Source organism: Fontisphaera persica (genome assembly GCF_024832785.1).
Taxonomy (GTDB): domain Bacteria; phylum Verrucomicrobiota; class Verrucomicrobiia; order Limisphaerales; family Fontisphaeraceae; genus Fontisphaera; species Fontisphaera persica.
Window position 1 is genome coordinate 4121009 of record NZ_CP116615.1, and the last position, 12696, is coordinate 4133704.

Here is a 12696-nt window from a genome sequence, read left to right on the forward strand (position 1 = left end):
CTTACGGGCGCGTGGCCGTCACGCGAAAAAAACGCTTCTCCGGCGTGGCAGCTTCCAGCGGCCAGTTCAGCCAGCCGCCGGTGCCGGCCATGGGCGGCTGTTGCGGCGTCCAGTGCCGCAGGTCTTCGGACGCCTCCACCACATACCAGTAACCGGCTGTGCCGAGATAACGCACCTCGAGGCCGTTCCCGGCGCGGGCTGTGTGCAGATGCTGCACCGGCGCGTCCGGGACATGCCAGGTCACATTATCCACGTACCCCCGCGCGAAAAGCGAGCCACCTGCGCCGCTATCGCTGTAACTGGCCACGGCAAATGTGTCCACCCGGTAATCCGTGAACGAAGGCAGCAGTTGGGTGGTAAATTGCAGTAGAGTTGAGCCTTCATCTCCCGTCACAAATGGCGTGGCGCTGGCGCGCAAGGTGGTGGCCAACTGGCGCGAGGCGCCGTCGTAAACCATGCGCACCCGCAACCAGGTGTTGGTCGGCAGCACCAGCTCACGGTAGGCATTCGGGCCGTCATAGTTGAACGAGCCGTTGGTGCTGATGAGGGTGGGCCAGACGGTGGCCTGATGGCTGTAGAGGTCCTGCGGATGGTAGTATTCAGGAAAATAATCGAATTCCACCAGGTTGGGGGCATGGCCCACCCCGCGTCCGCGCTGGAAGGACTCCCGCACGGCTTGCAGGGAATTGTGGAAGCCCAGCGCCACTTCAAAGGAGTAGGGTTTGGCCGGGTTCACCCCGATGCGCGCCTCCAGCAGGTACAAATCAAACCCCAGGGTGAAGGAATCCGTTTTGGCGAGGATAACGCCGAGGGGACGGCGGAAGAAGGAATTGGAGTGGGAAGAGTCCCAAGTGACTTCGAGCCATTGCTGAGATGGGTTCCAATGGAATAATGAGGACTGACCCCATATATTCCAACCTCGCAGCTCCGGCGGCGAGGAAAAATCTTCGTTAAACGTGGCCGCAGAGCTATTGAGGCTGGTAACACAAGCCACTGTCAAGGCCAAGGCTGCCCCTTTCAAGCCAGCGGTGATTGACAAAGCCTTCATTGGGTGTCAGTCCTGCTCTTCAAAAACTGATCCATGAGGCAAATCGGCCATATCTTTCCAATCCCTTCGTGTCAGACACTCGCGGCAGAGACACACTTTCTGGCGCAGGGCTGCAGGGATGCGCGCCAACGCTTCCGGCGCGGCGCGCACCCCCCAGCACCAACAAGGGTCCCCTATCATTCCCCCGGCGGCCACCACGCAGTGATTGGGCCGCCCGCAAAGTGGACAAATGCCCTGGTCTATGGCGCCGACGATGGCGTTCATGACCTTAAGTCTTTTTGATGGCGCCGCGCCCACACCAACAGTCCCACCCCTGCCAGCCCCAGTAGCCATGTGGACGGCTCCGGCACCGCTGCCAGCGCATCGAGTTTAATCTGGCCTTCCAACACGTTCAGGCGCACGTAGTTGACTTCGCTCAGAGCGACAGGTTGCCCTTGGCCGTCAATGGCCCAGCTCAAGTCATAGCCCACACCACCCGCCGAGCCGCCATACAAGGCCCGGATTTCCGGCAAGGTCTTACCGGCGAAAGCCGCCGGGGTCAGCGAGGGATTGGGCGGCAGCCCAAACTGGCCGGCGGAGTCGGTCGGCAGGGCGGCTTCGGTCACTGGGGCCAGCGAGGGGTTGAGCAGGTAAAAGTTCTGGCCGTCCGCACTGACCGAAATGCGCGTAACCCCGCCCAAATTACCGAAAACGGAGCCGTCAGACAGGCCGTTGGGCCAGTTCACATCCACCAAAGCCGCGCCGCCATAGACTACGAAATCACGTCCATAAGGATTGGCGGGAGAATTGCGGATGGGGTCTGCGAAATACAGGGTGAGCGAGCCACCCGTGCCGATGCCCGCCAGTTGGTCTGCGGTGTAAGGCGCCTCGAAAGGCGTGATGGGCGTTGGCTCCGGCGACCACGGCGGGAAGGCCGGGTTAAACGTGGCCGGCATTCCGAGGGCGGCGGCGGCGTTGGTATAACTGGAGAGGCTGCCGCTGAGGGCGCCCGGCTGGTAATCCACCACACTGGTGGCGTAGGAGGCGGCCCGGAGGTGGGAGTGGGAGAAGACCATAACGCTGGCCAAGGCCAGCCCGGCGGTTATCCATCGTTTCATGAACTTGCAGTTACCTTCGCTCCGGCTCAAACGGAGCTTATGTCTGTTATTTGCCGGCCAGGGGGAGCATGAAGGCACAAAAAAACCTTCATCCTCCGCCACACGGGAATGAAGGCTTTCCACAGGTCCAGTTCCGAAACGGCGAAACCGGCTGGCCTCATCCTTCTCTTGAGCGGAGAAGTTGGGTCGTCAACCCGACGAGCGCAGCCTGACCGGTATCCTGACTTCGGGCCTCAAACCTCGCTCCCGCCTTCCCGCCCATGCCGAGCAGTGGCCGTGGGAGTTTGTAACCCGTTACAGTGGCGCTACCGTCCCTGATTTTCACAGGGTTCCCTGTCATCCGGCTGCGTATGGGGGCGGGGCTTGCATTTGATGCTTGTTCCCGCCCTCTGCGAAAGAACTGGCGTGTTTATAAGCCCCTCCCGGCCTCAAACACAAGTCCAATTTTTTCCAAACTTAAAACCATGCAGGCACAAGGCCCGCCTTCCCATTGTTTTCCGGGACACACCACCATAAACACCAGCGCCAACCCTGCCCGCTTGCAGGCAAGAGTGTGCCGTTTGACGAGCGCGTCGGTTTGTGGTAAGGGTAATTTGCCTGCTCGGAAAGCGTGGGATGAGGTTTATTAAGTTGGGGAATAAAGGTGGAGTGGGGCATCACCGTTTCCTTGAAACGTGCATCGCCTTGTGGCTCGGTTTTGTCTGGCCTTCCCTGGGGGCGGTGGTGAGCTTCAGCACGGCCATGGGGCAGGGGGCCGATGCACACGTTTGGTCGCATCAACCCACCAGAAATTATGGTGACAGGGAGGTCATTACCACCCGCAACATAGATGAACATCCCACCATGAATTTTAAGGGGTACTTCCGTTTCGATTTATCCTCCCTTTCCGGCTACGACTGGGCCAATGCCACCTCGGTGACGCTTACCTTCGCCTCGATTAACGACAACCACAGCATTGCCTGGGAGTTTTATGGTTTGCCGGACGGGTTGCCCGGCGACAGCGCCAGCGGATGGACGGAAATGGGCATTAACTACAACAATGCCCCTGGCAATGCGGCCAGCACTTCGGATATTGGATTCATTACCTCCCCGCCGGGTGATGAAAATGGGAATTACCTCACCTTGCTAGGCTCGCTGACCGGCCAGACCACCGGCAGTGGCACCGTTCACAGTTTCAGCAGCAGTGCCCTGTTGGACTTGATTAAAAATGATCAAAATGGGCTGATCACCATCGCGGTGCGCCGCTTGGATGAACGCGGGATGGTGCATCTGGCTTCCAAGGAAACGGATACCGGTTATGCGATTCCCATGCTCTTGATTGACGCCCCGCTGTCGGTCGTGCCCGAGCCAGCGGAATATGCGCTCCTGGGGGTGGCATTCCTTGGTGGCTGCTATCTCTGGCAGCGCTGCCGCCCGGCCCGGCGGGTGTCATAGTCGTCGCCAAACGGACGTCCTGTCCCGCGTTTTCCGCCCAAGCGCCCGATTATTCTTTAACCCACCGCTCCCACTCCGCCGCCAGCCAGGCGCGGGCCTCTCCTTCCGAGCGCGCCCCGTGCACGCTGGCCATGATAAGCCGCTGCTCAGTGCGCAGCGGCCGCGCCCCACGGCGCAGGGCGCGCCAGATTTCCCGCAGCATCGCCCGCTTGTTCACCTGATAATTCACCAAATCCGGCCTGTCGCGCCAAAGACAGACATAAACATAAACCGAGCGGCCGCGGTCATCGAAGAGATAGTTTTGGCAGGGCCACTCCTGACCGCGAGCAGGGATCATTACTGGCGGGCCTTCGCGCAGCAATTCCATGCCCACCGCCGGCAGGCAGACCGTGGGGGAATGCCCTTGCGCCATGGCTGCGCGCGCCATGGAAGGACGCCAGGCCGAGGGCTTCCAGCGCAACCAAACGGCTTGGATGCGCGCTCCCTGCGCCGTGGTCCAGGCAGCCATGCTCCCTTCGTCGTAACCCAGCATGGTTTGCACGTGGGGGCCTAACGGCAGGCGGCGAAAGCCAGGCTGCTGCTCCGGCCACTCGATGCGCCATGTCGTCGGCGCAGTCATTTTTTCCTGACGCGCAAACCACGCCCACATGCCCACTTCGCTGCCCAGCACGCTCAGACCTAAAATCCACACTGCAGACCCGGGCAGGCGAGGCATTTCCCGACTGCCGGCCATGGGCACTGCCGGCGGCACGGGACGGGGCGTGCTCAGCCAATGCATCAGCCCCAACAACGCCAGGAAGTTCAGGATGAGGACCCCATACCCGGCCGGGTCATGCCAGCTTTGAACGGCGGCGGGACCCTGGCGTGCCGCCAGCCAGGCCAGTCCCAGTGTGCGCAAAAAATTCGCCGCCATGGCCACCACCAGGCTTGCGCCCAATAACTTCAACCGGCGGCCGGCCGGCAGGCGGCCCAATTCTCCCAAAAACAACGCGGCCACCAGCGTGGCCTGCAACGAGCGAATGCCGCTGCAGGCCTCGTCCACGCTCACGCCGCCAACCTCCAGCTCCAGGAGGTTGCCGCGCGCCAGGGCCGGGATGCCCAAGATGCCGAGGGTATGGATGACCCATTGCACGTTAAAATGGACCAAGTGCTGCATGACCCATTGCTCCAACCGCGTGGGCCAGGGCAGGAAAAACAGCAGCAACACCAGCGGAAAGGCCAGGTGCCGCAGCCATGGACCTCCCCCTGCCAGCCAGGCCAGACTCCCAAGCACACCGGCCATGCAGCCTGCCAGCGCCCAGGCGGCCGGCCGCAGGATGGGGGCCACTTCGAGAAGAAGCTTGGCCCAGAGCAGGCCGCCCAGGCAGAGGAACAATCCGGCCCATCCCCAACCCGAATGCGCCGGCGGGGCGGGCGCCGGCCGCGAGCGCCAGCGCTCCCACAGCAGCACGGCGCACAACACCGGCCCCGCCCAGCCGAAGGCGTACTCCGGCCGCGATGACCACAACGGCCCAAGACGCCAGGCGGTGGTCAACCATAGCAGACCCAAGGCGCCCGCCGTGGCGGCTTTCCCCAGAGGGCTGGACAGGAGGGCGTTCATGGTTTACGGGGGGGTGGGGTGGGGCGTCGCTCCGGCCAGGGCAGGGCCTGCGCCTGCGCCCGGGCCTGGTCCAGCAAGGCCCGCTCTTCCGGCAACAGCGGCGCTTGCGCCGCCTTCTCGAGTGTGCTTAGGGCGGCTTCTTTCCTTCCGGTGGCGGCCAGCAAGACGCCGTGATAGGCCATGATGACGGGCCGTTCCAGCGCACGGCGGGGCAGGCGCTCCAAAACCTTCAAGCCCTGGCTGCTCTGGCCTTGCAGATGGAGGGAAAAAGCATAGGTGGCGGCGCAAAATTCATTGTGTGGCCGCTCCTCATACAACCGCCGCGCCTGCGCGTGGGCTGCCGGGAGGTCGCGTCCCAGCAGCAAACTCAACGCCGCGTAATTATTCAGCGTGAGCCAGTTCGTCTGGCAGGTGAGCAACTGCTGGTACATTTGCCACAGGACCAGCGTCTGGCCTTGTGGCTCGAGCAAACCATGCCAGCGCAGCACCTCGTCGGTGTCGCGGCAGAGAGCGGGCAGGGCACGCTCCAGCAAAAGGGGAAAAGCCTCCCGCCACCGCCATTGCTGGGCCAGCCGCGCTGTTTCGTAGAGCCAGACGGGCCGCTCTTGGGCCAGATTCAACAATTCTTCCCAAGCCTGTCCGGCCTCCGGCTGTTTGTCCGCCTCGCGCCAGGTGCGAATCAGCAACATGCGCCGGTGCCAATCTTCCTGCCCCCAATGTTGGCGCTGCAACCAATCCGCCAGCTCCTGGCGGCGGCCGGTTCGCACATACACGGAAACCGCCACCGGTCGCAGCTCTGGAGGAAGTGGAGCCGGGGCGGGCAAACTTTGCCACAGTTCCCATGCCAGACCGGCCTGGTCGGACCCAAGGAGCCACTCCAGCAAAGCAGCCCAGTGTGCCGGCCGCGCAGCCGCCGCCGGCGCGATGGAGCGCAGGCGTGGCGCCATCGCCTCGGGCGTTGCCAGCCGCAACGCTTCCAAATGCCGCAGCGTGTCCTGAAATTGTGCCTGGGGGTGGGCCAGGGCACGCTCCGCCCACGCCAGGGCCGCCGCCGGCTGTTTCTCGCCCAGGTAGTATTCCCGCAGTGAGCGGCAGGCCGACAGGCCATGCACGGGATGCTCCGCCATGCCGCCCAGCCATTGGGCCGCCTGCTGGGCCAGGAGATTGTTGGTGGAGGCCAGGCGCATGGTGTGCAGCGCCATCTGCGCCGCCACATTGGTGGGGGCCAGCCGCCAGGCCAGCTCGTATTGCTTTTCGGCCAGATGGGGACGGCCCGTTTTCAGATAATATTCAGCCAGGAGCATGGCATGGGCGGAATGGCGGCGCTCGGCCAGGGGAATGGCAAACAACCCATTGCTGGCCAGCAGAAACGGTGGCCGCTCAAAACGCAATGCCGTCCGGGCCAGCCCCAGGCGGTCTGCGGTGGTGACCTCCGGGGTGCCGGCCAGCCGCCAGTACCATACCAGGGCCGTGGGGGAATCGGCCTCTTCACTTAGTCGCGCAATCAATCGCGTGGCTCCGGCATGTTGCGGCTGCAAGGCGAGCGCTTTGCGCAGGCGGAAAGCGGCCGCCGCAGGCTGCCCGGCCTGGGCGCATTGCTCTGCCTGAGCCACAAACCGGCGCGCCTGCCACTCATACAGCCACGGCAGCAACGCATGGCGTGCCAGTAAATAACCGGTGGCGAGGACCGCCACCCCTGCCAGCCAGGGGATGGCCCGCTGCCACAGTCGCACGCGGCCTTCCTCCCAGTTGGCCCCCCATCCTAACGCCCGGGCCAGCGCATCCAGCGCCCGCCATGTCCCGCGGCGCGCGGCTTCCTGGGCGGAGATTAGAATCGTGTAAAGGCGAAACAGCATGGCCGGGCGCTTCAGGGCCTACACTGCTGCGGCTGCCGGCGAACCCCCCGCCGCCCGTGAACTCAGGCAAACTGGTACGGCTTGCGTTTCGAGCGAATTTGCAAATGGCGGTTGGCCTCGGCGTCCTTGACGAACTGCTCCTTTTTCGGGTCCCAAATCAATTGGCGTTTCAGGCGCACGGCCAGGTCGCTCAAGTGGCACAGCACATCCGCCTGGACGGCATCTTCGATGGGGCAGATGGCTGGCTGCCGCGAGCGGATGCACTCAATGAGATTGCGCTGGTGATGCGTGCTGCGGTACAGCGGCGTTTCCTGGGGGCGCAACGGCTCCTGCACCACATTTTCCGGCTGGCTGAACACACCGCCGCGATACACATGCACCCAGCCCTCCTCGCCCTCAAAGGCCGTGCCGTGGTCCGTAATTTTCCCATACCGCTGCTGCCAGTCGGAGAAATCCGTCATGGCGTTGGTCTCATGGTAACCGTTTTTCGTGCCGCGGTAGCGCAACTTCACCCCGTTGGCAAACGTGAACCAAACCTCCCATGCCACAGCGGTGTTGCAGGCGCCGGTGGTGGGGATGACTCCCCGGCCCTCGATGGCAACCGGCCCGCTCATCATTTCCGGCATGCCCCAGTAGGCGATGTCCAGCGGATGCACTCCCCACCCGGCAATGAAACCCAGGGCGTAATCGTAATTGAACCACCAGGTCTTGTGTGATTTGGGGGTGTCAAACACTTTGCCCTCGGTGTACGGCGTGAAGGGCGCCGGTCCCAGCCATAAATCATAGTTCAGCCCTGGCGGCACCGGCACCACCTCGGTGGAACCGCCGGGACGGCTGGCGGCACACCAGACATTGATTTGTTTGAGCCGGCCAATGCGCCCGTTGCGCACCGCCTGCACGGCGGTGTGAAACTCGCGGCTGGAGCGCTGTTGCGTGCCGAATTGAAATATCACCTTGTTTTTCTGGCACCAGCGCCGCAGCAACTGGTCTTCCTTAATGGAAAGCCCCATCGGCTTCTCCAGGTACATGTCTTTTTTGGCCTTGGCGGCGGCCAGGGCCACGGGCACGTGCCAGTGGTCGGGGGTGGCAATCGAAACGGCGTCAATGTCTTTGCGCTCCAGCACCGCCCGGTAATCCGGCGTGGTCTGCACCGCGTTATCTTTGTAATGGCCGTTGACCTGCTGCACGGCCGCGTCGAGATTGGGCTGGTACGGGTCCGCCAGCATGACCACGCGCACATCGCTTTGCGCCAGGAATCCGCTCATCACCCCCCGCCCCTGGGGGCCGACACCGATGCAGGCCATTTGCACCTTGTTAAGCGGGGCGTTTTGGCCGCGCAGCGGAAAAGTAATGATTTGCGGAAGGGCGCTGGCCGCCGTGGCCAGCATCAGATTTTGCCGGATGAAACGACGGCGATTCATTGGGGATTTCATGCGCGCGATGGTGACATTAAAGCGGGGGCGCGTCAAAACCAAAGGCGGCGGCAAGGCGCGGTCATGGCTATTCACGAGGGCGGGAGATGCAAGGCATGCGCGCGGAGGTGATGCGCCGCCGGTGAGGATGAAGGGTCCCTCCAATTTGGTCTGGCCAGATGGCCGGATTTAAGGTAAATGACCATTGCCTGACTCAGAAAGCCTCCCAGAGGAAGGCTTGGCTGGCGTTTGGAGCAGGCGCGTGATTGATGTCCGAGACACAACACGGTTCTGAGGTTTTGCGACCACCTGCACTGCAAGGCGGGTGCCAGGACTTTTTGCTCAAAGCCGCCGGGGAGTTTCTGGCGATGGTGGGCGCTTCCTCCGCCGCGTCGTATGGCGCGGCCGTGGTGCGCGCTTTTGGCGGCCTGCCCGGCGTTTCCGCGGTGCGACTTTATGAGCGCGCGGCTCCCACGGCCACCTATTTAACTCTCGCCAGCGCGCAACCCTCTCCCGAGGCTGGCGCTGCGCCGGGCGACTGGCCCCTGAGTGAAATCGAAAAATGGCCCGCGCCCCGTGGTCCCTGGCGTTGGTGGGTGAGCGTATTGGCGCCGGGCGCGGGGGGCGCGGTGCCGTGGGCCGATATGGCCCCCTGGATGGGACGCTCCTGGAAATCCGCGCTGGTCATTTTGTGGCGCCATGCCGATTCGCGGCCCCTGGCGGTGTTAGTGGCTGGCAGCACGGAAGGGGAGCTGGCGCCGGCCGCCTTGCCAACCGCCCAGGCGCTGGCGGCGCTGGCGGCGCAGGGATGGCAGTCCTGGTGCCAGGTGCGCGCCCTGCAGCAGCTTCAGGAAGCGCTCAATGAGCGGCTGGCCCAGGTTACCGCCGCGTGCGGCCTGGCCAATGCCGAGCTGTCCCGCGCAGCCCGGTTGAGCGACCAATTTCTGGCCAACATGAGCCACGAATTGCGCACGCCCTTGAACACGGTTTTAGGCATGGCTCAGGCCCTGCAGGAAGGCGTGATGGGGCCGGTCAATGAGGACCAGCTCAGTTATTTGCAGATGATTGAAAAGGCCGGCCGCCAGTTGCTTGCCATGATGACCGACATCCTGACGCTTTCCAAGGCTGGGGCCGGCCGCCTGGAGGTGCATCCGGAGGTGGTGGCGCTCCAGGCCCTGTGCCAGGATTGCATGCATTTTGTCATTCAGCCCGTCCGGCAGAAGCACATGAGCTTTGAGGTGGTCTGCGATCCTCGTGTGCCCATGCTGGAGGCGGACGAAAACATCCTGAAACAAGTGCTGGTCAACCTGCTGACCAACGCCGTCAAATTTACTCCTGAGCGCGGTAAAATCGTGCTGGAAACCATTGCCGAGCCGGAGCGGCATGCGGTGGCCCTCGTGGTGCGCGATTCCGGCATCGGCATTGCGCCGGAGAACATGGAGCGGCTCTTCCAGCCCTTTGTGCAATTGCATGACGGCCTGGCCCGCCAGTTCTCCGGCACCGGTCTGGGCTTGTCCCTGGTGTATCGGCTGACGGACCTGCACGGCGGGAGTGTCAGCGTGACCAGCACGCCCGGCCAGGGCAGCACCTTTACGGTGCGCCTGCCGTGGGCGCCGCCTCCCGCCACGGCTGGCGGCCATCCGTTCGAGAACGCCCGGCTGGATGGGGTGTCGGTTTTATTGGTGGATGACCATGAGCGCTCGTTGGCCGTCGCGCAGAAAATCCTGGCTGACGCCGGCGCCACGGTGTGGGTGGCCCGCCAGGGGGCGGAGGCGCTGGAGCGCGCCGCGGAGGAAAAGCCCGATGCGCTGGTGGTGGACTTGCAGCTCGCTGGCATGAATGGGTGGGCCTTGATGAAACACATTCAGGCCAACCCCCGCCTGCGCGGGCTGGGCATGGTGGCGGTGTCCTCGCTGGTTTTGCCTGCAGACCGCGCGCGCTGTCTGGAGGCGGGGGCGGCCGCCTTTTTGGAGCGTCCCTTGTGTCCAGCGGCGCTGGTGCAGGCGGTGGTGAGCGCGCTGCCGGCGGACCGCCGCCCGGCGGCGGGGGGTGTCATGGTGGGAGAATCCTGATGCGTTTATGCCGTTGAATGGAAAAGTGTTGATTGTGGATGATGACTCGTACGTCTGCGCCACCATGGAGGCGCTTCTTAAGAACGAGGGGCATGAATTGATTTTTGCCTCCAGCGGCGCCGAGGGGCAGGCCAAGGCGCTTGCCGAACGTCCGGATGTTATTCTGCTGGACGTCATGATGCCGGAAATGGACGGCTACGAGGTCTGCCGCCGGCTCAAAGCGGACCCGGCCACCGCCGCGATACCGGTTTTGCTGGTCACCGCGCTGACGGAGCGCAAGGAACGGCTCAAAGGCATCGAGGCCGGCGCCAATGATTATCTGACCAAGCCGATTGACGCCCAGGATTTGCGTTTGCGGGTGCGCAACGCCATCTACACGCGAAAACTTTATGACCAGCTCCAGCAGAGTTTTGAGCAGCTTAAGGAACTGGAGGCTCTGCGTGACAACCTGACCCACATGATTGTGCATGACATGCGCTCCTCGCTGGGCAGCGTGCTGGGCTTTGCCCAGTTGCTCAAGGCCTCCGCCAAGAACAAGCTCGACGAGCGCGAAGCCAACTTTCTCAACAAGGTGGAGCGCAACACCAATCTGCTGCTGGACATGGTCATCTCCCTGCTGGACATCAGCCGCCTGGAGGCCGGCCAGATGCCGTTGCGGATGAACCCGTGCAACATGTATGACCTGGCGCGCGCCGCCATTCAGCCGCTGGAAGCCCTGCTGGGCAGCCGCACCATTGATGTGCAACGCCCGGAACCGCCCATCACCGTCGTGTGCGACATTGATTTGACCCGCCGGGTGGTGGCCAATCTCGTGGGCAACGCCATCAAATACACCGGCGACGACGGCCTCATTCAGGTGCATTTCGAGGCGCTGCCGCAAGCTGTCAAAGTCTCCGTCACCGACAACGGCCCGGGCATTCCCCGGGAGCAGCACAAGAGAATCTTTGAGAAGTTCAGCCAGGCCCGCACTGAGCAGCGCAGCTTGGGGGTGGGGCTGGGACTGGCCTTCTGCAAATTGGCCGTGGAAGCCCACCACGGCTCCATCGGTGTGGAAAGTGATGTGGGCAAAGGCAGCACCTTCTGGTTTATCCTGCCGGAAAAACCCTCGGAAACGGCGGGGAATGGGGTCAAGGCTACTTGACGTTCACCAGCGCCAGCGCAATTTCCTTCTCAATCTGCGCCGCCAGCTCGATGTCGGCCGCGCCGCCACGCGTGCGCACTTGAACGGTGACGCTGGTAATGCGGGTGTCCACCTCGCGCACTTTCACCCAGACATTGCGCGTGTCCACCTTGGCCACCAGCGTTTTGTTGATTGTATCCTCACTGTTCAACGTGCCTAAACGCGCCAGCACGCTTTTGGAAGCCTCAAACACCTGCGCCACTGTCCGCTCGTAACGCCCTTCAATCTTGTCCCGTCCAAAGGGCACGGCAGCCTTGGTGCGTCCGTCCACCGTCTTGACGCAACCGGTGGCTCCCGCCAGCAACAAACCACAAAGCAGACCGATGACCCAACTATGCAATTTCATCATAGCACAACATAAAACCACAATCGGTTGTGGCGTCAAGTCCCAATCGCCGCAATTGGTAGGGTGTCGCCAACCCCAAGCCAATTGCCCCAGCCTCTTGGATTCATCCGCCAGCCCTGCTCCGGGCTGCAAGGGGCCAAGCGCGGGTGGTCAGCCCGGCGGTCCGCACTTGCCCAAGCCTGATTTCCCGGTAACTTAAGCACGGCTCATGAAACAATGGCGCATGTGGAAATTGGTTTTGGTTTTGCTTACCGGGCTGTGCCTGCTGACCTGCTTCCTGCCAGCGGCGGCGGGAGCGGATGCCGTGCCCACGCTGGCGGCCCGCGAGTTTGCCCGGCGCGCCCAGGAGCCGGGGGTGGTGATTCTGGATGTCCGCACGGCGCGGGAGGTGAAAACCGGACGCATTCAGGGAGCGATGCATTTGGATATTTCCACTCCGGATTTTGAGGAGCAGCTGGGGCGGCTGGACCGCAAGGCGGTGTATCTGGTGTATTGCGCTTCCGGCGTGCGCAGCGCCCGGGCGTGCCAAAAAATGCAGGCGCTGGGCTTTGCGCAAGTTTTCAATCTGGAGCGCGGCCTGCTGGCCTGGCAGGCGGCGGGGCTGCCGTTGGAGAAATAAGGCCCGCGGAGCCGCTTGACACCTGGCGGACG

General features: G+C 63.2%; 11 protein-coding genes and 1 riboswitch. Of the genes, 4 read left to right on the top strand and 7 right to left on the bottom strand.

Annotation, left to right across the window (positions count from 1 at the left end):
- Window position 1: 1 nt before the first annotated feature.
- Genes NXS98_RS15455 through NXS98_RS15465 form a run of 3 tightly spaced genes read right to left on the bottom strand, consistent with a single transcriptional unit; the run spans window position 2 to window position 2145 of the window.
- On the bottom strand, window positions 2–1039 hold the full coding sequence (locus NXS98_RS15455; protein WP_283845932.1) for a hypothetical protein: 1038 nt from the start codon (window positions 1037–1039) through the stop codon (window positions 2–4).
- 15 nt (window positions 1040–1054) lie between these two features.
- Window positions 1055–1312 (bottom strand): cysteine-rich CWC family protein, encoded by a 258-nt coding sequence (locus NXS98_RS15460; protein WP_283845933.1) that lies wholly within the window; start codon window positions 1310–1312, stop codon window positions 1055–1057.
- A complete protein-coding gene (locus NXS98_RS15465; protein WP_283845934.1) occupies window positions 1309–2145 on the bottom strand; it encodes a PEP-CTERM sorting domain-containing protein in 837 nt (278 codons plus the stop codon). The genes NXS98_RS15460 and NXS98_RS15465 overlap by 4 nt, the downstream gene beginning before the upstream one ends.
- Window positions 2146–2338: 193 nt before the next feature.
- A riboswitch (cobalamin riboswitch) is annotated at window positions 2339–2504 on the bottom strand.
- A 256-nt stretch (window positions 2505–2760) separates the two neighbouring features.
- On the opposite strand from NXS98_RS15465, the gene NXS98_RS15470 reads away from it, so the two are divergent.
- Window positions 2761–3579 carry a DNRLRE domain-containing protein gene (locus NXS98_RS15470; protein ID WP_283845935.1) on the top strand — a complete coding sequence of 273 codons (819 nt, stop codon included), beginning with the start codon at window positions 2761–2763 and terminating at the stop codon, window positions 3577–3579.
- Between the two features lie 49 nt (window positions 3580–3628).
- Here NXS98_RS15470 and NXS98_RS15475 read toward each other — a convergent pair whose 3' ends face one another.
- The 3 genes from NXS98_RS15475 to NXS98_RS15485 all read right to left on the bottom strand — a co-directional run bounded on the left by NXS98_RS15475 (window position 3629) and on the right by NXS98_RS15485 (window position 8468).
- Entirely contained in the window at window positions 3629–5179 is a 1551-nt protein-coding gene (locus NXS98_RS15475) for an exosortase/archaeosortase family protein (protein ID WP_283845936.1), read from the bottom strand.
- On the bottom strand, window positions 5176–7035 hold the full coding sequence (locus NXS98_RS15480) for a tetratricopeptide repeat protein (RefSeq protein WP_283845937.1): 1860 nt from the start codon (window positions 7033–7035) through the stop codon (window positions 5176–5178). Before NXS98_RS15480 ends, NXS98_RS15475 begins: the two co-directional genes overlap by 4 nt.
- A gap of 62 nt (window positions 7036–7097) precedes the next feature.
- Window positions 7098–8468 carry a Gfo/Idh/MocA family protein gene (locus tag NXS98_RS15485; protein WP_283845938.1) on the bottom strand — a complete coding sequence of 457 codons (1371 nt, stop codon included), beginning with the start codon at window positions 8466–8468 and terminating at the stop codon, window positions 7098–7100.
- Between the two features lie 278 nt (window positions 8469–8746).
- On the opposite strand from NXS98_RS15485, the gene NXS98_RS15490 reads away from it, so the two are divergent.
- Both NXS98_RS15490 and NXS98_RS15495 read left to right on the top strand, forming a co-directional pair.
- A complete protein-coding gene (locus NXS98_RS15490; protein WP_283845939.1) occupies window positions 8747–10519 on the top strand; it encodes an ATP-binding response regulator in 1773 nt (590 codons plus the stop codon).
- A 7-nt stretch (window positions 10520–10526) separates the two neighbouring features.
- Window positions 10527–11660 (top strand): ATP-binding response regulator, encoded by a 1134-nt coding sequence (locus tag NXS98_RS15495; protein ID WP_283845940.1) that lies wholly within the window; start codon window positions 10527–10529, stop codon window positions 11658–11660.
- Here the strand turns inward: NXS98_RS15495 and NXS98_RS15500 are convergent.
- On the bottom strand, window positions 11653–12048 hold the full coding sequence (locus tag NXS98_RS15500; RefSeq protein ID WP_283845941.1) for a DUF3568 family protein: 396 nt from the start codon (window positions 12046–12048) through the stop codon (window positions 11653–11655). The two genes, NXS98_RS15495 and NXS98_RS15500, sit on opposite strands and share 8 nt — an antisense overlap.
- Before the next feature lie 205 nt (window positions 12049–12253).
- Here NXS98_RS15500 and NXS98_RS15505 point away from each other — a divergent pair, with 205 nt between their 5' ends.
- The gene (locus tag NXS98_RS15505; protein ID WP_283845942.1) at window positions 12254–12664 is read left to right on the top strand and encodes a rhodanese-like domain-containing protein; all 411 of its coding nucleotides are present in this window, start codon (window positions 12254–12256) and stop codon (window positions 12662–12664) included.
- The last annotated feature ends 32 nt before the right edge of the window (window positions 12665–12696 follow it).